At 72.6% G+C, this 20204-nt stretch carries 15 protein-coding genes; 7 read left to right on the top strand and 8 right to left on the bottom strand.

The genetic code is table 11. The features are described 5' to 3' along the window. Positions 1 to 184: 184 nt before the first annotated feature. Entirely contained in the window at positions 185 to 1267 is a 1083-nt protein-coding gene (locus tag IEY91_RS23000) for an NADH:flavin oxidoreductase/NADH oxidase (RefSeq protein ID WP_189175492.1), read from the bottom strand. Between the two features lie 185 nt (positions 1268 to 1452). Here IEY91_RS23000 and IEY91_RS22995 point away from each other — a divergent pair, with 185 nt between their 5' ends. Further along, on the top strand, positions 1453 to 1806 hold the full coding sequence (locus IEY91_RS22995; RefSeq protein WP_189175491.1) for an ArsR/SmtB family transcription factor: 354 nt from the start codon (positions 1453 to 1455) through the stop codon (positions 1804 to 1806). Here IEY91_RS22995 and IEY91_RS22990 read toward each other — a convergent pair. Both IEY91_RS22990 and IEY91_RS22985 read right to left on the bottom strand, forming a co-directional pair. Beyond that, positions 1726 to 3135, bottom strand: a complete 1410-nt coding sequence (locus tag IEY91_RS22990; protein WP_189175490.1) for a nucleobase:cation symporter-2 family protein — start codon at positions 3133 to 3135, stop codon at positions 1726 to 1728. The two genes, IEY91_RS22995 and IEY91_RS22990, sit on opposite strands and share 81 nt — an antisense overlap. Positions 3136 to 3306: 171 nt before the next feature. Next, positions 3307 to 4683 carry an FAD-dependent oxidoreductase gene (locus IEY91_RS22985; protein ID WP_189175489.1) on the bottom strand — a complete coding sequence of 459 codons (1377 nt, stop codon included), beginning with the start codon at positions 4681 to 4683 and terminating at the stop codon, positions 3307 to 3309. 319 nt (positions 4684 to 5002) lie between these two features. Here IEY91_RS22985 and IEY91_RS41925 point away from each other — a divergent pair, with 319 nt between their 5' ends. Beyond that, positions 5003 to 5887: a DUF6214 family protein gene (locus tag IEY91_RS41925; RefSeq protein WP_229697174.1), complete on the top strand. Its 885-nt coding sequence runs from the start codon at positions 5003 to 5005 to the stop codon at positions 5885 to 5887. 100 nt (positions 5888 to 5987) lie between these two features. Here the strand turns inward: IEY91_RS41925 and IEY91_RS22975 are convergent, their stop codons facing one another. Next, positions 5988 to 6725, bottom strand: a complete 738-nt coding sequence (locus IEY91_RS22975; RefSeq protein ID WP_229697173.1) for a DUF305 domain-containing protein — start codon at positions 6723 to 6725, stop codon at positions 5988 to 5990. A gap of 176 nt (positions 6726 to 6901) precedes the next feature. Between IEY91_RS22975 and IEY91_RS22970 the strand changes: the two genes are divergently transcribed. Next, positions 6902 to 8413: an LVIVD repeat-containing protein gene (locus tag IEY91_RS22970; protein ID WP_189175488.1), complete on the top strand. Its 1512-nt coding sequence runs from the start codon at positions 6902 to 6904 to the stop codon at positions 8411 to 8413. A gap of 90 nt (positions 8414 to 8503) precedes the next feature. Here the strand turns inward: IEY91_RS22970 and IEY91_RS22965 are convergent, their stop codons facing one another. After that, positions 8504 to 9187, bottom strand: a complete 684-nt coding sequence (locus tag IEY91_RS22965) for a S1 family peptidase (protein WP_189175487.1) — start codon at positions 9185 to 9187, stop codon at positions 8504 to 8506. A 103-nt stretch (positions 9188 to 9290) separates the two neighbouring features. Continuing rightward, positions 9291 to 12083 (bottom strand): hypothetical protein, encoded by a 2793-nt coding sequence (locus tag IEY91_RS22960; protein WP_189175486.1) that lies wholly within the window; start codon positions 12081 to 12083, stop codon positions 9291 to 9293. A 121-nt stretch (positions 12084 to 12204) separates the two neighbouring features. On the opposite strand from IEY91_RS22960, the gene IEY91_RS22955 reads away from it, so the two are divergent. From IEY91_RS22955 to IEY91_RS22945, 3 genes are all read left to right on the top strand, one after another. Next, complete coding sequence (locus IEY91_RS22955; protein WP_189175485.1) at positions 12205 to 14391, top strand: sensor histidine kinase; 2187 nt, start codon at positions 12205 to 12207, stop codon at positions 14389 to 14391. Then, complete coding sequence (locus IEY91_RS22950; protein WP_189175484.1) at positions 14388 to 15065, top strand: response regulator; 678 nt, start codon at positions 14388 to 14390, stop codon at positions 15063 to 15065. The genes IEY91_RS22955 and IEY91_RS22950 overlap by 4 nt, the downstream gene beginning before the upstream one ends. A gap of 75 nt (positions 15066 to 15140) precedes the next feature. Beyond that, positions 15141 to 15806, top strand: a complete 666-nt coding sequence (locus IEY91_RS22945; protein WP_189175483.1) for a hypothetical protein — start codon at positions 15141 to 15143, stop codon at positions 15804 to 15806. Positions 15807 to 15852: 46 nt separating this feature from the next. Here the strand turns inward: IEY91_RS22945 and IEY91_RS22940 are convergent, their stop codons facing one another. Beyond that, positions 15853 to 17418, bottom strand: coding sequence for an alkaline phosphatase D family protein (locus IEY91_RS22940; protein ID WP_189175482.1), 1566 nt, complete (start codon positions 17416 to 17418; stop codon positions 15853 to 15855). Beyond that, the gene (locus IEY91_RS22935) at positions 17415 to 17993 is read right to left on the bottom strand and encodes a phosphoesterase (protein WP_164317211.1); all 579 of its coding nucleotides are present in this window, start codon (positions 17991 to 17993) and stop codon (positions 17415 to 17417) included. The genes IEY91_RS22940 and IEY91_RS22935 overlap by 4 nt, the downstream gene beginning before the upstream one ends. A gap of 293 nt (positions 17994 to 18286) precedes the next feature. Between IEY91_RS22935 and IEY91_RS22930 the strand changes: the two genes are divergently transcribed. Further along, positions 18287 to 20179: a protein-arginine deiminase domain-containing protein gene (locus IEY91_RS22930; protein ID WP_189175598.1), complete on the top strand. Its 1893-nt coding sequence runs from the start codon at positions 18287 to 18289 to the stop codon at positions 20177 to 20179. Positions 20180 to 20204: the final 25 nt, after the last annotated feature.

Raw genomic sequence — 20204 nt, 5'->3', positions numbered from 1 at the left:
TGCCCGCTGCCCGCTGCCTGCGCCCACCGCCCGCTGTCCGATTTACGCCTGCGCGCTCCCCGCTGCTTCGCCCGGCCACGGGCAGTGAGGCCGGGCGGAGCAGCGGGCAGCGCGGGCGGGGGCGCGGGTGGCCCGAGCGAACCCGGGCCCACCCCTTGGGCGGACCGGCCCCGCGCCGGACCCGTCAGACAGACCGCAGATACTGCTGCGGCACCCGGATCTCCGCCCCCAGCTCCCGCGCGGCGGCCCGCGCCCACGAAGGGCTGCGCAGCAGCTCGCGGCCGAGGAGGACGGCGTCCGCCTCGCCGTTGGCGAGGATCTTCTCGGCCTGTTCGGCGTCGGTGATCAGGCCGACGGCGGCGACCGGAAGGCCCGTCTCGGCGCGGACGCGCGCCGCGAACGGCACCTGGTAGCCGGGCCCGACCGGGATCTTCACGCCCGCGGCGTTGCCGCCGGTGGAGACGTCGAGCAGGTCGACACCGTGCTCCTTGAGGAGCGCCGCGAAGCGCACGGTGTCGTCCGCCGCCCAGCCGCCCTCCTCCAGCCAGTCGGTGGCGGAGATACGGAAGAACAGCGGCTTGTCCTCGGGCCACACCGCGCGCACCGCGTCCACGACCTCCAGGGGGAAGCGGACCCGGTTCTCGAACGAGCCGCCGTAGGAGTCGGTGCGCCGGTTGGAGTGCGGGGAGAGGAACTCACCGATCAAGTAGCCGTGCGCGCCGTGTACTTCGGCGACCTCGAACCCGGCGTCCAGGGCGCGGCGCGCGGCGTCCGCGAACTGTCGCGTCACCTCGTGGATCTGATCGACGGTCAGTTCCGTCGGTACGCTGTGCCGCTCGTCGAACGCGACCGGGCTCGGCCCGAGGGGCTGCCACCCCTCCGCCGTGCCGGGCGCGAGGGGCGCGCCGCCCTGCCACGGCCGGTCGGTGGACGCCTTGCGGCCCGCGTGCGCGAGCTGGATGCCCGGAACCGTGCCCTGCGCCTTGAGGAAGCCGGTGATGCGGCGGAACGCCTCGGTCTGCGTGTCGTTCCAGATGCCGAGGTCGGCCGGGGAGATGCGGCCCTCGGGGCTGACGGCGGTCGCCTCGGTGAGGATCAGGCCGGTGCCTCCGGTGGCGCGCGCCGCGTAGTGGGCGAAGTGCCAGTCGGTCGGCACGCCCGCGCCCGGCCCCGACGCCTCCGCCGAGTACTGGCACATCGGCGCCATCCACACCCGGTTCGGGACGGTCAGCGATCGCAGGGTGTAGGGCTCGAACAGCGCGCTCACGGCGGCCTCCATACGTGACGGCGGGGGTACGGGGCGGGCGGCACGGCGGCACAGCAGCGGGAGCCATCAGGCCGCTCGGGTGCGCATCCCTCTCGTACGATAAACCTCGTAGTACGGTGACTGTCAAACTACGTGAGGTCTCGTACAATGGGAGCGTCCGTACGGTCAGGAAGAGTGGAGCCGCCATGACGACCGCCGCACAGAGCGCCCGCGCGGTCGCGCACCCGGACCGCGAGGAGATCCGCCTCGAAGGTGTGCTGCATGCGCTGTCCGACCCGATGCGGTTGCTGGTGGTGCGTCAACTGGCCAGCGAGGGAGCGGAGTTGACGTGCTCCCACTTCGGGCTGCCCGTCACCAAGTCCACATGCACTCACCACTTCCGGGTGCTGCGGGAGGCGGGCGTGATCCAGCAGATCTACCGGGGCACGGCCAAGCTGAACGCCCTGCGGCGGGACGACCTAGACGCTCTTTTCCCGGGGCTCCTCGACAGCGTCCTCGCTGCGGCCGACCGGCAGGCCGACCCTCTCGACGGCGCCTGACCCTGCGGGAGCCTTGCCCGGAAGGTGGTTGAACACCAGGTTTAGGGCGATCGCCGTTACGCACCCCGCGCTGATCCCGCTGTCCATGACCGTCTGGAACCAGTCGGGGAACCGGTCGTAGATCCCGGGCACGCCGACCGGCAGCATGCCCACCGCGACCGACACCGCGACGACCGTCAGGTTGTCGTTGCCGCGGAAGTCGACCCGCGCCAGCGTCCGCAGCCCGCTCGCCGCGACCGTACCGAACATCACCAGACCCGCGCCGCCGAGCACCGGCGCCGGTATGGCCGCGACCACCGCGCCCAGCTTCGGCAGCAGCCCGAGGAGCACCAGGATGCCGCCGGCCGCGGCCACCACCCAGCGGCTGCGCACCCGCGTCATGCCGACCAGGCCCACGTTCTGAGCGAACGCCGTGTACGGGAAGGTGTTGAAGACGCCGCCGAGCACGGTCGAGAGGCCGTCGGCGCGCAGCCCGTCCGCGAGCGCGCGCGGCCCGACCTCGCGCCCGGTCATCTCGCCGACCGCGATGAAGTCACCCGTCGTCTCCGTCATGATCACCAGCGCCACGACCAGCATCGAGGCGATCGCCGCGCCCTCGAACGTGGGCGCCCCGAAGTGGAACGGCGTGCTCACCCCGACCCAGTCCGCGTCGCCGACCCCGCCGAAGTCGGTGAAGTCGAGCGGCACCGCGAGCGCCATGCCCGCCACGATCCCGACGAGCACCGCCACCCGGCTCAGGAACGCGGGCGCGAACCGCTGCACCCCGAGCACCACGACGAGGACGAAGGCCGCAAGGCCGATGTTCTTCGGCGCCCCGAAGTCGTCCGAACCGACCCCGCCCGCCGCCCAGTTGCCCGCCACCGGAAGCAGCGAGACGCCGATGATCAGCACGACCGTGCCGGTCACCAGCGGCGGGAAGAACCGCAGCAGCCTGCCGAACACCGGCGCGAGGAGCATCATCGCGACCCCGGAGACGATCACCGCGCCGTAGATCGCCGGCAGCCCGCCGCCCCCGGTGCCGATGAGCACCATCGGCGCGACGGCCGCGAACGTACAGCCCTGCATGATCGGAAGGCGCACCCCGAACCGCCAGAACCCCACGCACTGGATGAGCGTCGCGATGCCGCACACCAGCAGATCCGCCGTGATCAGATACGCGAGGTCGGCGGGCGAAAGCTTCATCGCGCCGCCCACGATCAGTGGCACGGCCACCGCGCCCGCGTACATCGCGAGCACGTGCTGCGGACCGAACGCCACCAAGTGCCGTACGGGCGGGACCTCGTCGACGGGGTGCGGGCGCGGTGGACGTGCGGGGGCTGTGGACGCCATGGGGACTCCTGGGCGGGGCGGGTGGGGGTGCTGGCGGCGAGAGGGCTGGAGGGGGGGAGCGCGGGGAGAAGGGGACAGCACGAGACCGTAATGGGCTTGAACAGTTTGTTGATTTCGCGCGCGTTGCCGGTACGTGTCGGGGGAGCCGGGCTCCTCAGGGCCGGGTGCGGGTCAGTCGGTCGGACCGGATGTGCCGCCGCGCGCCGCCGACAGAAGCCCCGGCCAGTCCGGGATCTTCACCGGCCCGCGCCCGAGGGAACGCCCGAGGTCCGCCTCCGCGCGCTCGATCGCCAGCCAGCCGGACCACTCCACGGGCCGGGCGCCGACGGCACGCAGCGCGGCAAGCGTGTCGTCGGGCACGTCACGCAGCGCGAGCGCGGGTGCGTCGTCGAGCAGGGACAGCGCCGTCTCCTTGGCGCAGGGGCGGTTGGTGCCGATGACGCCGGTCGGCCCGCGCTTGATCCAGCCCGCGACGTACTCACCGGGCGAGACGGCGCCGTCGCGCAGCACCCGCCCCGCGGCGTGCGGCACCGTGCCCGTGCTCTCGTCGAACGGCAGCCCGTCCATGGGCACGCCGCGGTAGCCGACGGAGCGCAGGACGAGCTGGCCTGTGATGTCCTCGTACGTCCCCGAACCCGTCACCCCGCCCCGGCCGTCGGGCAGCGTCCGCTCGAACCGTACGCCGCCGACCCGGCCCTCCTCGTCGAGCACCGCCACCGGCCGCAGGAAGAACCGCAGCCGGATCCGCCGCGCGAGCCCGCGCTCGGGCAGGCCGGCCCAGCCGCGCATCACCTCGACGTTGCGGCGGCTCGCCGCGGGCAGCCCCGACGGGTCCGCGTACGCCGGGTCGAGCGCCAACTCCGCCGGGTCGACGAGGACTTCGGCGTCCGGGAGCGAGCCGAGCTCCCGCAGCTCCTTGGTGGTGAACCGCGCCTGGGACGGTCCGCGCCGCCCCACCATGTGCACCTCGCGCACCCGGCTGTCCGCGAGCACGCCGAGCGCCTCGTGCGGCATGTCGGTCGGCAGCAGCTCGGCGGCGCCGCGCGCCAGTATCCGCGCGACGTCCACGGCGACGTTGCCGACACCGATGACGACGGCCGAGTCCACACCGCGTACGAAGCGGTCCGGCGGTCCCGAGCCGTTGGCCGTCACGTCCGGGTGGGCGCTGTACCAGGACACGAACTCCGTCGCGGACCAACTGCCCGGGAGGTCCTCGCCGGGCACGCCGAGGCGACGGTCCGTGGCGGCGCCCACGCAGTACACGACCGCGTGGTACATGCCGAGCAACTGCGCCGGGGAGAGCGCGCCGGGGCCGACCTCGACGCCGCCGAGGAACCGTACGCGGTCGTGCTCCAGGACCGTACGCAGGTTGTTCTGCAGGGACTTGATCTTCTCGTGGTCCGGCGCGACGCCGTAGCGCACCAGGCCGTACGGGCACGGCAGCCGGTCGAGCACGTCCACCCGCACCCCTGGCACGAGGTCCTGCTGGACCAGGCTCTGCGCGGTGTAGACCCCGCTCGGACCCGATCCCACGACGGCGACCTGCACGGTGGCGCTCCTTCCGCGAGGTGTCCCCGGGACGCCTCGAGGCCTGGCGATGCCTGCTGCTGCGTGTCTGGCATCAGCATCGCACCACCGTGCGCGCAGGGGGAGGTGTGCCGCCGCGCGCGTTGGCGCGTGCCGTGGCCGACGTCGCGCCGTGTGCCGCTGACAGGGTGCCGTGGCCGCCGTGCCCGTGCGCGCCGTCCGCGGCGGAATGTGACTGTACGGCTACCGTGCGACTGTGCGGAAAGGTTCATTTTGCGACGAGAATGATCATTACCGATCGGGTGGCGGGGCGGGCGGCGGAGCGGGGGATCTGCGGCCGGTGGAACCGGCGGGCCTCGCCGGAGCGACGGGTCTGTCGGGTCTTTCGGGCCTGACGGGCTTCGCGGGGGAGTGGTCCGTGGTCGGGGACTGGGACGAGGGCTGGGTCGAGGAGTCGTGGCCGACGGGGGAGACCGTGGTGACGGTGCCCCGGCCTGCGTCGGAGGTGCCGGGTGCGGCGGGGGCCGCTTGGTCGGAGGGTTCTGAGGGGGCTTGGGCCGAGTCGGTGGTCGGTGACCGCGACGACTGGGCGGAGCCGGACGATGAGGGCGAATGGGTGCCGTCACCTGTGAGTGCTCACGGCGGTGCGGAGGCCGAGCCGACGGAGGGGCCCCAGGGGGACTGGGCCGACCCGGAGGTGACCGGTCAGGGCGGGGCCCTCTTCCATGTGCGCCTGGCGTTCGACGAGAGCGGGCGCCGAGACGTGCCCGGAGGCGGGTGCTGTCCCAACGGGGGCGGCGGCGCTGACGTTCTTGCATCGGTGTCCGACGGCCGCATCACCATCGAGGAACTGCGGGCCCAGCCCCCGCTCCCGCTCGCCGGCCTCGCGGCGCTCGCCGCCCGGATCGAGGGCCCCCTCAACGACGCCGCCCGCGGTCTGGCCGAGCAGGATGAAGCGGGCTTCGGCGGTGCGGAGTCCGGCTGCCGGGGTGGGGGCTCCCCCGTTCAGGAGCCGCCCGCTCCGCGTCGGGGGCGTCCCTCCGCGCGGCGGGGCAGTGCCGTGCGGCACGTCACCGCTGAGGCGTATCGCGGGGCGTTGGACGACGGTGAGGATCCCGTGCTCGCTGTCATGCGTGCTACGGGGCACAGCCGGCGTAAGTCGTTGCGGCTTATCGCGGGGGCGCGGGACGCGGGGCTGTTGATGCCGCGTCACCACCGTCGCTGAAGGCTCCGGTGGTGGGGTCTGTTGCCACCTGCGGGCCGGTGGGGGCTGGTCGCGCAGTTCCCCGCGCCCCTTACGGGGCCCGCCTCGGTGCCCCGCCCGCCTACTCCATCCCCCGCATCCGGCTGATCTCACTCGTCTGCTGCGCCACCACGTCGTTCGCCATTTCCTCGACCAGCAAGTTGTTGCCCTGCGAGAGCGCGTCCGTCGCCATCGTCACCGCGCCGGTGTGGTGGGTGATCATCAGCTTGAGGAACAGTTGGTCGAAGGCCTCGCCCTTGGCCGTGCGCAGTTGCTTGAGCTGGGCCGGTGTCGCCATGCCCGGCATGCCCGCGTGGTCGTGGTGGCCGTCGTGGCCGGGCTTCGGGGACTTCGCCCCGGGCTTGCCCTTCTTGGCGTAGGCCTTCTGCCAGCGCTCCATCGCGCCGATCTCCGGCTTCTGCGCGGCGGTGATGCGTTCCGCGAGGCGCTTCACCTTGGTGGACTTCGCCCGTTTCGGGGCGAGTTCGGTCATCTCCAGGGCCTGGGCGTGGTGCGGGATCATCTTCTCGACGTACTCGAAATCGGCGGAGTTCGGGCTGTCGTCGTCGGTCCTCTTCTTCGCGGCGTCCTCGGCGGACAGCGTCGCCGCCGTCTCACCCGGCTTGCCCGGGGCGATCACCGAAGGCCCGGTGGAGGAAGGGGACTTGGCCTTGCTGCCGGAGTCCGATGACGATCCCGAGTCGCAGGCGCCGAGCACCAGGACGGCGGCCGCGAGCAGCGCGGTCGCGGCACAGGCGCGTGTGACGGACGCGGCGGACACGACTGACGTACGGGCGGCGGACGTACGACGGTGGAGCACGGCGACCTCCTGTGGCGCGCGGGGCGGTTGGGTCCGTTCCTAGCACGCCGATGAGCGCCAGTGATCAGAAATGTTCATTACGACTGGGTTGCCATCTGTTGATTTGTACATGAGGAGCACGATACTGCGGGTGTCCGTGAACCGTTCGCCCCCGAACGGCCACAAGGGAGGACGCAGTGACCCTGTTGAACGAACCCCGAACGCGCCGCAGACGCCTGGGAGTTGTGGCGGCCGCAGCCGGTCTCCTCGCCGCGCTGCTGACCGCGGCTCCCGCCGGGGCGACCCCGGACCCGGGAGACACCCCCAAGGCGCCCAAGAAGGTGTCCAAGAGCGACGCCGCCGACACCAAGGAGGCGATAGCCGACGGCAAGATCCCCGCGCCGGACGAGATCGTCCACTCGGACAACGTCGAGCACCTCACCAACATCCCCAAGGACGCGCTGCCCGGCACGAACTCGGACCTCGCCTTCCAGGGCAAGTACGCGTTCGCCGGCAACTACGACGGCTTCCGCATCTTCGACATCAGCAACCCGAAGAAGCCGAAGACCGTCTCGCAGGTCCTGTGCCCCGGATCGCAGAACGACGTCTCGGTCTCCGGGGACCTGCTGTTCCTGTCGACCGACTCCTCGCGCAGCGACAGCTCCTGCTCCAGCACCACGCAGCCCGCCACGGAGAAGTCGTCCTGGGAGGGCATGAAGGTCTTCGACATCAGCGACAAGAAGAACCCGCGGTACGTCGCCGCCGTCGAGACCGCCTGCGGCTCGCACACCCACACGCTGGTTCCCGACCGCCGCAACGTCTACGTGTACGTCTCCTCGTACGCGCCGAGCGCGACGTTCCCCGACTGCCAGCCGCCGCACGACGGCATCTCCGTTATCAAGGTGCCGCGCAAGGCCCCGCACAAGGCGGCGCTTGTCGGTTTCCCCGTGCTGTTCCCGGGCGACGGCCCGGACGGCGGCGGCAACCCGGGCGGGCCCACCAACCCGGGCGTCTCCAAGACCACCGGCTGCCACGACATCACGGTCCTGCCCTCCAAGGACCTCGCGGCGGGCGCCTGCATGGGTGACGGCATCCTGTTCTCCATCAAGGATCCCGAACGCCCGAAGGTCATCGACCGCGTGCAGGACAACGTGAACTTCGCGTTCTGGCACTCGGCGACCTTCAACCAGCGTGCCGACAAGGTCGTGTTCACCGACGAGCTCGGCGGTGGCGGCGGCGCCACCTGCAACGCCGAGGTCGGTCCGAACCGCGGCGCCGACGGCATCTACGACATCACGGGCCGGGGCGACAAGCGCAAGCTCGTCTTCAAGAGCTACTACAAGATCCCGCGCCACCAGGCGGACACCGAGAACTGCGTGGCCCACAACGGCTCGCTGATCCCCGTGCGGGGCAAGGACATCATGGTCCAGGCCTGGTACCAGGGCGGCGTCTCCGTGTGGGACTTCACCGACTCCTCCAAGCCCAAGGAGATCGCCTACTTCGAGCGCGGTCCGATCTCCGCCGATCAGCTCGTCGGCGGCGGCTCCTGGTCGGCGTACTACTACAACGGACACATCTACTCGAACGACATGGTCAAGGGCTTCGACGTGCTGAAGCTCAAGGACAAGCGCACCGCACCGGCCGACAAGGTGCGACTGCGTGAGCTCAACGTGCAGACGCAGCCGGACTACTTCGGCTGGCACGACTGACCGACCCGCGGGGCGAACGGCCCGGGGGCCGTCCGGCGGATGCCGGGCGGCCCCCTTCGCCGTCTGTACCTGCGTGTCTGTACCTGCGTGTCAGTACCCGACCCTCAGGCCATGTGCTTCGAGGACGGGCGCCACCGGCTGGTGGAAGGTCGTGCCGCCCGAACTGCAGTTGCCGCTGCCCCCGACGCCGAGCCCGAGCGCCGCGTTCCCGCCGAACGCCGGAGCGCCCGTGTCGCCCGGTTCCGCGCAGAGATTGGACCGGAAGAGGCCGCTGACGACGCCTTGGGGGAAGCTGATCGAGTTGTTCACCGACTGTACGACGCCGCAGTGCAGGCCCGAGGTGCGTCCCACGTGGCACACCCGCTGGCCGACGGTGGGGCGCGCGGCCCGGTCGATGCGGAACGACTGGGCGCCCGCGGCGACTTCACTGGGGTAGGAGTAGCTGGTGTTGGTGTAGCGGATGAGCGCGTAGTCGTTGCCGGGGAACACCGACGTCTCGGTGACCCCGACGGGCACGGTCAGGCCCGGGTCGGCGAACCAGGTCGTGCCGACGGTGGCGCAGTGGCCGGGCATGATGCCGTAGAACTGCGTGCCCTTCATGGTGTTGAAGGACACCGCGCAGCGGCCGCCGGCGGAGAACAGTTGGTCGCCGCCGCGGATCACGCCCGCCGCCGCGTTTCCTGCGGCGGCCGCGACCCCGGTGGGGGCCGCCAGAAGGGCGAGCGTCGTGAGTACGACGGTGAGGACCTGGGCCAGGATGGTACGGAGCCTCATAGCGCGTCCTGTCGGGAGTGGGGGGCCAGGGCGCCCGTCATTGTGACCGAGCGCGGCCGCCACGGCGACGCCGAGAGCAACCTCCGTTACATGTCGCGGTACCTCATTGCCGTACCCGCACCGTCACCGAACGCGCCGCCGGAGCATGCGCGTTGTTGAACGCGCGGATCAGGAACGTGTGCAGGCCGGGACGCAGGCGCGCGGTCGCCGTGAGACTGGCGTCGGCCGGGTCGAAGCGGTGCGCGATCCGCTCGCCGTCCACCTCGACGGTGATCCGCGCGGCGTCGACGCCCGACACCGCGTCCGCGATCCGTGCGGTGAGCCGGACGGCCGCGCCGTCGACCGTGGCGCCGCCCTTGGGCGCGACCTTGTCGATCACCGGGACGAGGGCGGGCTGTCTGCCGGGCCTGCCTCCCGGGCGGCTCTTGCGGCGCTGGATCCGGGCGACGGAGGGCGGTACGGCCGCACCGCCCAGGTCCGCCTCGAAGACGAGGGGCAGATCGACGCCGGGACGCACCTTCGGCCCCGCCGTGACCGTGAACTCCACGCCGGTCCGGCCCCCGGCGGCCACCCGCACCCGAGCCCGACGCGGCGCCACCGACCAGCCCCCGAAGGCCCGCCCGGACACCGTCACGGTCTGCGCGGAGGCGTTGAAGTTGTAGACGTCGACCACCATGCGCGTGGAGGCGCCGAGCCGGTGGCCGAGGGGTGGTTCGGCGTCCCCGTCCTCCTTGTCGGGCGCCGAGTCGGCCGCCGCGTACCGCTGGTTGAGGACGATGTGTTCGGCGACGGAGAGCGGCCCCGGCCGGGCGTGTTGGTCACCGGCCGGAGGCCTGGGGCGGCCGGGCGGCGGCGCGTCGGTCACCAGGTACAGCGGGTCGCGGGACGCGGCCACCCGGACGGTGCCGCGGGCCGACCGGGCCGGGGCGCCGCGCGCGGCGCCCATGATGTCGTACACGCGTGTAGCCCCGTCCGGCACCGGCACGTCCACGTCCCGCGGCCTCCCCGCGCACACCACGGTCACCGTGCGCCCCGCGCCGTCGCCGAACACGAACCCGGCCGCATGCGGGAGCAACTCCTCGACCAGACCTACGTAGTTGGCTTCGCCCAGGAGCCCGGTGAGGGCGGCGTACGCGCTGAACGCCGGCAGCGGCTGGAAGTCCCGGCTGAGCAGCGCGAACGACACACCCTCGTCGGTGCACGGTGGCCCGCAGAACCAGAACTGCCGCTCGGTGCCCGCCGCCAGGCTCTCCACCGTCGACAGGACGAGATAGCGGGCCTGGGTGCGCTGCGTCGCGTACGCCGGATCCGTGCCGGGTTCGGCGGGCAGGAAGGCGCCGGACTCCGTCATCCACAGCGGTGTCGCCGCCCCGAACCGCTCCCGCAGCTCCGCCTGGTCCTCCGCCGACGACGGGAAGTCGGGGTCGGCGTCGTCCAGCGGCGGATAGCCGTGGAAGCTCCACACGTCCGCGTACCGCACCACGTCGTTGTGCAGCATCAGCTCCTGGAACACGCCCTCCCCCGCGATGCCCGGAAGGACCACCGGCGGCGCGTCCGGCTGGTCGGCGATGCCGAGTGCCGCCGCCTTCACGTACGCGGCGTGCTGGTCGCCCGTGCTGGCGGTGTCGTCCACATCCGGTTCGTTGGAGAGCTGGAGCGCGTCGGCGACGACCCGCTTGCCGCGGCCCGCCAGGTGCGCGCCGTAGCGGTAGGCGTGCCGCAGGTCGGCGGGCAGCGGCACGGACGTCTCCGTCAACGCCCAGCCCGGCGGCGGCGAGACGACCTCGAGGACCTTCAGCCCGCGCTTCTGCAACGCCTCGACGACCGCCTCGTGCAGGCCGCTGTCGAACGGTCCGTGCGGCTCGCGCTGGGCGGCCGGCCAGGCGCTGCCGTCGCGTACGTAACGCGCGCCCATCGACTCCATCGCTGTCGCCAGGGCGGGCAGGAGAGGAGGCGGGACCAGGGCGTGCGTGAAGACGTTCACGCCAAATCGGTTGGCCGGGCCGCGCGGTGCGCGCCGCGCGGGCAGGTGCGCGAAGCAGCCGGTGACGGTGGACTCGGGGGCCGTTGTCAGCGCCGCGACGGCACGGTAGTTGCCGGGCGGCAGCACGGGGAGCGTGGCGTGTGCCGCCCCGGCGCCGGGTGCGACCGGGACGGTTCCGGACGCCACCTGCCGGGAGAAGTAGTCGAGGACGCGGTACGTCACGGTCAGCGCGCGTGGCGCCGCGCCGTTCAGGCCGAAGCGCAGCTCTGCCGGTGCGTCGCCGCGGTAGTGGCCGAGGTTGTTCGCCGGGCCCCGCAGCCGCACGGAGCGCAGCGCGACCGGAACCGGCGTGAGCGTGAACTCGTCGAGCAGGAAACGGTATCCGTTGTAGTCGTCGAGGACCGTGGGACCGTCGACCGTGAACGTGAGGGTGTTGACGCCGCGCCGCAGCTCCACGTCGCCGAGGGCGAGGCGCGACAGGTCGCCCCACGCCTTCGGGGACTCGTACCAGTAGGGCTGCGAGCGCGACACCGACCACGACGCCCCGCCGTTCACAGCGAGCCGGAAGTACGAGCTGGTCTCCTCGGTGTGCGGCTGCTCCACCGGGACCGTCGCGACGGCCTCGATCCGGTACGGCCCGGCGGTCGGGACGTGCACGGTGTACGTGGCGTACCAACCGCGCGGCGGTGGCGGGGGCTCGGCCGTGGCCAGGGCGAGGAGCGCGCCGCCCGACGCCCTCGGGTCCCGGGCCGTGGGGATGCTGGAGCGGGTCGGGGACTCGCCCCGCACGGTGATCACAGGGGCGCCCCGGTCGCGGCCGGGCGCCGTCGTCCTCGCCGCTGCGGCCGTCGCGGTCAGGGCGAGCCCTGCGGCGAGACCTCCGGCGACGGCTGTACGTCGGTCGATGCTCATGTCTCCAGCACACCGTGGCAAGGGCGCGCGGGCGTCCTGCCCGAGCAGGGAGTCGGCCCCGGCCGGTTGGCCCAGATCGCCTCCACCCATGGGTGGAGAAAGGCGCCGGTAGGGTCGGAGTGTGGGACGGGGAACGGTACGCGGAGGGCCGGGGGCCGCCGACGCGGCGGTGCCCGCCGCGCTGCTGGCGGGGCATCTGCTGGTGCTCGTGTTCTCGGGGGGCCTGACCGGGTCCGGCGGTGTCGACGGGGCCGACGGTCAGGCGGTCTGGCAGGTGCTGGTCGGCGTCCTCGCCATGGGGGTGGCCGCCGCCGCGCTGGTGTGGCGCAGGGTGGCGCCGGTGCCGGTCTTCGGTGCGGCGCTCGTCGCCGATGGGGCGGCGGAGGCGCTGCTGTCGCAGACGGCGCTGACGCCCGCGTTGCCCTGCGCGCTGTGGGTCGCCCTGTTCTCGCTGGCCGCGCACGGCACCGCGCGGCGGGCGCTCGGGGCCGCGGCCCTCGCTACGGCCGTGCTCCCGCTGCACGGGATCCCTGTGCCCGGGATACGAGACGGCGCGGGAGTCGGCGCGGGATTCGACGCACCGGGTCCGCTGCTCGACAGCCTCCTCGCGGGCGCCCTGCTGCACCTCCTCATCGTCCTGTGCGGCAGCCTCCGCAGGCACCGCACCGCCCGCCGCGCGCAAGTGCTCACGCGCCTCGCCGCGGTGGAACGCGAACGCCGAGCGGCCGCGAACGCCGAGCGCGAACGCCTCGCCCGCGATCTCCACGACGCCGCCGGACACCACCTCACCGCCGTCGCCGTACAGAGCGCCGCCGCCCTCCGTCTCGCCGACACCCGCCCCGAACTGGCCGCCGAAGCCCTGGCCGCGGCCGCCGCCACCGGCCGGGACGTCCTCGCCTCGCTGGGCCGACTCGTCGCGGTCGTGGGCGACGAGACGGACGAGGCCGGTGCGCCCCACGAGTCCGTCCCCCAGCTGTGCGCGGGCCTGGAACGCCTCGGCTTCCCCGTCACCCGCACCACCGAGGGCCGCCCCCGCCCGCTGCCGGGTGACATCTCCGTGGCCGCGTACCGCATCGTCCAGGAGTCCCTGACGAACGCGATGCGGTACGCCGCCGGGGCACCGGTCGCGGTCTGCCTGCGGTACGGCGGCGGGGAGTTGACGGTCTCGGTGGTCAACGGGAGGCCGATGGCCGGACTGTCGGCGGACGGTGGCGTCCCGTCGGGCACGGGGCGAGGGCTCGCGGGCATGCGGGAGCGGGTCGTGGGCGTGGGAGGGGCGATGAGCGCCGGGCCAACCAGCGGCGGGGGGTGGGGTGTTGAGGCGACCCTGCCGATTCCGGGAGCCCGGCCGCGGGTGCGGACCGCGGTCGTGGACGCGGTGGTGTTCGTCCTCTGTGTCGCGCTGCCGCTCCTGTTGTCGTACGTCGGTTCCGAGCCGCTCCTGTCCAACGCGAGTCCGCCCCAACTGGCGCTCCTCGGCGCCTTGTTGACGGTCCACGCGGCCCCGCTGCTCCTGCGTCGGCGCGCACCCGCCACGGCCCTCGTGGCCATGCTGACGGTCACCCTCGGCTGGTCGACGGCAGCCGCCCTGGGGCTGATGGCCTTCGACTGGCTGGGGCCGCTCGCCCTGGCGTGGACAGCGGAACTGGTCGCCCTGCACGCGGTCGCCGCGTACGGTCCGGCCCGTGCGACCTGGCCCGCCCCCGTCGGCGTCGGCCTCGTGGGCGGCATCGCGGTCGGGCTCGCGGTGGCAGGTGATCCGGGGGAGTCGGCGGGCCCCGGCGCGGTCGCGCCGCTCGCCGCCCTCGGGCTCGCCGCTGTGCCCTGGCTGCTGCCCGTCTGGGCGCTCGGCCTGCTCACCCGCGCCCGGCGCGGCGACGGCGGCCCCTGGGAGCGGCGCGTGCTCGACACGGTCGCGGCGCGGGTCGGCGAGGCGGTGGCGGGGGAGCGGAGGCGTGTCGCCACGGGGCTGCACGCCACGGTCGTGGGCCACACCGTCGCTCTCGTGCGGCACGCGGAGGCGGGCCTCGCCGGGACCGTCGACGTGAGGACGGCGCTGAGCGAGGTCACGGGCGGGGCGCGCAAGGCGCTGGCGGGGCTGCGGGACCTTCTGGACGCGCTGGAGGAACCGGACGCTCCGGCTCCCACCGCGCCCACGCCGACACGCGGACCCACGCCCACGCCGACACCGACGCCCGGACCCGAGTCGACGCCCGGACCCGCGCCCACACACACGCCCGAGCCCGCGTCGGCCCACGTACCCGCACCGATCAGCCACATCCCAGCCATGAAAGACGCAGACACATGACCGTCCGAGTACTCGTCGTGGACGACCAGTCCGTCGTCCGCGCCGGATTCGCGGCCGTCATCGACGCCGAGCCCGACCTCACCGTGGTCGGCCAGGCGGCGGACGGCGCCGAGGCGCTGGAACTCGCGCGCGTCAGCCGCCCCGACGTGGTCCTGATGGACATCCGCATGCCGGGCATGGACGGCCTGACCGCGACCCGCCTGCTGACCTCGGCGGAGCCGCCCACACGGGTCCTGGTGCTCACCACGTTCCGCCGCGACGAGTACGTCTTCTCCGCGCTGCGCGGCGGCGCGTCCGGATTCCTGCTCAAGGACTGCGAACCCCAGGAACTCGTCGACGCCATCCGTACGGTCGCCGCGGGCGAGACGCTCCTCGCCCCCGAGATCACCCGCCGCCTCATCGACGCCTTCGCCACCGGCACGGTCGGCCCGCGGGCCCGCCCCGACGGCCGTCTCGACGTCCTCACCGGGCGTGAGCGCGACGTCCTGCGCGAGGTGGCGCGCGGCCTCAACAACCCCGAGATCGCGGCGGCCCTCGGCATCGGCCGCTCCACCGTCAAGACGCACATGAACGCCCTGCTGGCCAAGCTGTCCCTGCGGGACCGCGCGCAAGCGATCATCTTCGCGTACGAAGTGGGCCTCGCCGGCCCCGGGGACCCCAACAGCCCCTCCTGATCCGGATGAGAGCATGTGGGACCGCCGCACCGCCGGAGCCACGGGGACAACGGGGAAAACGGGGAGAGGGACAGCTTGGCGCAGCAGCTCATGTCGTACCGAGTGGACTACACCAGGAACGCACCGCAGATCGTGAACTGGCGGCCGCCCCAGAGGTCGCGCGACGGCGGCGAACTGGCCTGGCTGCGCCGGGACCACGAGTACGCCCACGCCCCTGGAACCCCGGCGGGCGGGCGGCACGCCTCCGCACGCGACTTCGACGTCACCGTGGACGGCACGCCCCCGATGGCCCGCGTCCGCACCGAGCGACAGCTCGGCCGGGGACACACCGTGTACCTGGTCGACGACGGCTACGACGCCCCGCTCGGCAGGATCACCTACCGCCGCCGCCCCTTCCGCCGGACCGAGTGGACCGTGGAGCCCACCGTGGGCCCCGTCGTCCGGGGCCGCAAGGGCCGCCTGTTCTGGTGGGCGGTGTGGTGGCCCTGCGGAATGGTGGTGAGCTGGGTGAGCCTGATCATGGCCGTCTTCGGTGAGGGCGACGGCGGTTTCGGCCCGCCCCGCCGGGTGACCTGGCGCGACGCGTCACACCGTAGGCAGCTCGTCTTCCGCGGCATCGCCGACGACTACCAGGTCCTCGAAGAGGGCTGGGACCCCCGCCTGGTGAGCGCGCTCGTCGGCCTGCACCAGTCCTTCGACCCCTCGGAAGGCGCGCCGTCCGAGGGCTGGTACGGCCGGTGAGCGCGCCCCGGCACACGGGCCGGGCCGCGCTCACCCGCCCGCCGCGCTAGTCCCTGCGGTACTGCGCGGGCGAGTTCTTCGTGCCCTCGTCCTCGTACGAACCGGCCTTGCCCCGGTCCACATGGAACGTCGTCAGCGTGCTGACGGGCGAGCGCGGGTCGCGGCGGTCACCGACGACGCGCATGTGCGCGCTGAACCGCTCCGGAGTGACCTCGTACACGTCGTAGCCGTACCGGTTGCCCTCGAAGTACTTCAGGTGCGGATTGGCCTTGCCCATGACCGGGCCGTTGGCCGCGTTCCAGTCCGCGGAGTACGCGCCCGAGGTCACCGAGTGCGCGGTGAACTCCGTGCCCACCAGCGGGGATTCCGGCTCGTCGAAGTCGGTGCGGATGTCGTCGACGAACGCCGAGTGCCAGTCGCCGGTGATGACGACGAGGTCCTCCAGACCGCTCTTGTGCACGTGCCCGAGTACTTCCTTGCGCTCGGCGAGGAAGCCGTCCCACTGGTCGGTGAACATGTACGAGCCGCCGGGCCGCCCCCGGAGCTGGCTCAGCATGATCGAGTTGGCCCACACGTGCCAGGCGTCCGGGGCGCGGTCGACGGTCTTCTTCAGCCACGCCTTCTGCTCGGCGCCCAGGATCGTGCCGTCGGGAAGATTCTGCGCCGAGCGGTACGAGCGCAGGTCGAGGACGGAGAGTTCGAGGAGGTCGCCCCAGCGGCGCACCCGGTGGATCTCCGGGTCGGGCAGCGCGGACCCGCCGAAGGAGTCGCGGTGCGGCATGTGCTCGAACCACGCCTGGTACGCGGCCGCGCGGCGCCGCATGAACGGGGCGCCGCCGCCGGTGCCGCTGTAGTCGTTGACGACCTCGTGGTCGTCCCAGGTCAGGAACCACGGGTGGGCGGCGTGCGCCTCGCGCAGCGATTTGTCGCCCTTGTAGAGAGCATGCCGTTTTCGGTAGTCGGCGAGGGTGAGGATCTCCGGTCCGTCGTGGTCGCGCACGTGCTTCTCCGGTACGCCGCCGACCTGGCCGTGCTCGTAGATGTAGTCGCCGAGGTGGACGACGAAGTCGACCTTCTCGCGGGCGATGCCGCGGTGGGCGGCGTAGAAACCGTCGTGGAACGCCTGGCAGTTGGCGGCCGCGAAGGTGACCTTGGAGACACGACCGCGCGGCGCCGTCTTCGTACGCCCCACACGGCTGGTCTTCCCGAGGGCCTTGAACGCGTACCAGTAGTGGCGGCCCGGAGCGAGGCCGCTCACCGGGACGTGCACGCTGTGCCCGAGCGTCGCCGACGCGGGCGCCTTGCCGCGGGCGACGACGCGCCGCAGCCGGGCGTCCTTGGCGACGACCCACTCGACCTCGACGACCTCGGGAAGTCTCTGTACGGCGGCCAGGGGTTCGGGCGCGAGTCTGGTCCAAAGGACCACGGAGTGCGACTGCGGATCACCGGACGCCACGCCGAGCGTGAAGGGCGCGGGGTCGTACTCGGCACCCAGGTTCTCGGCGGCCTCACGGGCCTGCGCCGGGGTGAGGCCCGTGGCGAGCGGCCAGGCGAGGCTGAGCGCGCCCGCGGCCGCGGCGGACTTGAGCAGGTCACGGCGGTTGACGGTCATCGACGGCCTCCGGCGGGCTTGAGGGTGAGGGAAAGGGCGTCCGCGTAGCCGTCGTTGGAGGTTCCGCCGCCGCTGCGCGTGAACACCAGCAGGACCCGCGCCGAGCGGGCGGTGGGCGGCACGGCCGCCTCGGCCGTGCGCTCCACGAGCCCCGTGCGGCTCTCGCGGTCGGCGGCGCCCACCGGGCCGAGGACGCTGAGGGCGACCGGGGTGCCCTTGGCGTCGCGGAACTCCACGGAGAGACGCGCGCCGTCCTCCTGCCCGGCGTAGCCCCCGAGCCAGCCGGCCAGGGTGTACCGCACCTTGCCCGCGTCGACGGCGCGGCGCCCGGTCGGGCCGCTCCTCGGCAGGTCGATGTCCTGCACCAGCGCGGTGCGCGGGCTGTTGCCGCCCGAGAAGAAACGGCTGCCGCGGCGGGCCGGGCCGGGGTCCGACGCGGTCGGGTAACCGCCGCCGAGACTGTAGGCGATGAGCGCCGGGGCTCCCTGGGCGACCTTCCAGCCGCGGACCTTCGCGACGGGGTCGGCGGTGCCGCCGGACCCGCTCTCCGCGTCGCCGTTGACGACGAGATTCACGCACGCCTCCTGTGATCGGTGAGTTGAGCGCGGTCAGCCCACCAGCCCCGCATGAACCAGGAGAAGCATTCCGGCGAATTCTGTTACCTACCGCCCACCGCTGGCCACCGTCGTCCGCCGGGCCCGCGCGTGGCTTCCGCTTCTTTCCTCCTCTTTCGGCCGTCGGTCAACCTCCGGGCCTCCAAGGGCCTCTTCCTTTCCAACGGCCCTCGCCACCTGACCACAGAGGGCCGGGAACAAGGAGGGGAACTGTGCCTACGCACAGATGGAGAAACATCGCCCTTGCGACCGGAATGGCCGGCGTCCTCGCGGCCACGGGCGCCACCGCCGTCGCCGAGACCGGCACCTCGGCCACGCCCCAGACGCCCGACCTGCGCGCCGACGTGAACCGGGACGGCTCCGTCGACGTCGAGGGCGCCACCGACACGGCCGGCGAGAACACCTGGACCCAGCGGCGCGGCGCGATCGTGCTGCCCAACGTCGACGACGACGCCAAGCGCTGCCCGGTCAAGGACGCGCAGGGCAGGCCGCTCACGGACGCCAAGCTGGCCCGCTGCAACGACGGCTCGGACACCAAGGTCAACGGCGCGCGCGACGCCGCCGACCTGGCCCGCCTGAAGACCGTGCCGCTGCCCAAGACCCCGGCGGGCAGCCACGGCACCGTCAGGACGGTCGGCACCGGCGCCAAGAAGTCCCGCCTCTTCATCAAGCGCGAGGGCCGCTGGTCCCTGCTGCGGCCCACCGACAAGCTCACCACCAAGGAGCTGCGCAACGGCGTCGAGCTGGGCGTCGAGGCGACCGACGTCGTACGCGACTCGGCGAAGTGGAACGGCGAGGTGAAGGTCCGCTTCACCGTCACCGGCGGCGGCACGTCCCGCGCCGACGACGTCGTGCTGCGCACCGCGCCCGTGCTCACCCACCACCACCTGCAGCGCACCGAGGAAGTCCTCGTCACCGAGGTGCAGGGCGAGGGCCCCTACAGCCGCGCCCAGCAGAAGTTCGTCAAGGACCTCGCCAAGAAGGTCAAGGACGCCGGGATCAGCAAGCCCATGACCAAGTTCACCAAGTACGCTGACCCGTGGGCGCAGGACTTCGTCGAACCGGCCTACGCGAGCATGCCGGGTCCGGGTGGCAAGCAGCGCACGATGCGCGTCCTCATCCGCTCCGCGCAGCCGGACCGGGACGCCGGACGTGAGCTGTTCGAGAAGCTGCGCGGACCGGACGTCGGCGTGGTGCAGGTCAGCGGGGTGCGCGACAGCGAGGAGTGGACGCTCAACTCCATGGGCAACCTGGAGACCATTCCGCCGTACACCCTGAACGGCAAGAGCTACCCTGCCGGACGCATCATCCAGGGCTACCGCGCCGACTCCGGCTCCAAGCCCGCCAAGGCGATGCGTACGTTCCTGAAGTCCCAGGGCGTGCAGTCGCCGCTGCTCCTCGACACGTCCTGGCTGACGGTCGGCCACGTGGACGAGTTCGTCCAGTTCCTGCCCGCGGACACCCCGCGCGGCTGGCGCATAGGCGTCGCCGACCCGGCCATGGGCGTGGAGCTCCTCGCCAAGGCCAAGCGGGACGGCCACGGCGCCAAGAAGATGTTCTCCGTACCGCGTTCCCCCGACGTCCCGGCGCCCAAGGAGACCATCGACAAGGTCCTCGCCTCGTCGAAGTTCCACGCCGACAACAAGCTGGCGGCCCAGCGCATCAAGGCGAACCTCGACATCCTCAAGCGCGAGACCGGCATCACCGACGACGAGATCGTCAAGGTGCCCGGCCTGTTCACGCGCGACGGGGACGAGAGCAGTTCCCTCAGCGACAGCCGCAAGCTGCGCCGCATGGGCCCCGACCGGCTGCAGAAGTTCAACCAACTGCGCGGCGCCGACGAGCAGAAGGGCGGTGACGGCGGCAGCGCCCGCCGGGCTCCCACCCGCACGCACAGCGCCTACGTACCGGGCGCCGTCAACGGCGTCCTGCTCACCCCGACGAGCTACCTGGCGCCCCAGCAGTGGGGTCCGGTCATCGGCGGCCGCGACATCTTCACCGATGCCGTGACCTCCGTGTACGCGAAGGCGGGCTTCAAGACGACCTACATCGACGACTGGTACACGTACCACCTCGGCCTGGGCGAGGTGCACTGCGGCACCAACACACTGCGTGACGCCACTGCCCCGTGGTGGCCCAAGGCGTAAGTCCCCGCCCAGGGCAGGGCCCCTG

This window comes from Streptomyces lasiicapitis, assembly GCF_014646335.1.
Classification (GTDB): Bacteria; Actinomycetota; Actinomycetes; order Streptomycetales; family Streptomycetaceae; genus Streptomyces; species Streptomyces lasiicapitis.
Note: the sequence above shows the minus strand (reverse complement) of the source record. Positions and strands in the feature narration are given on the sequence as shown.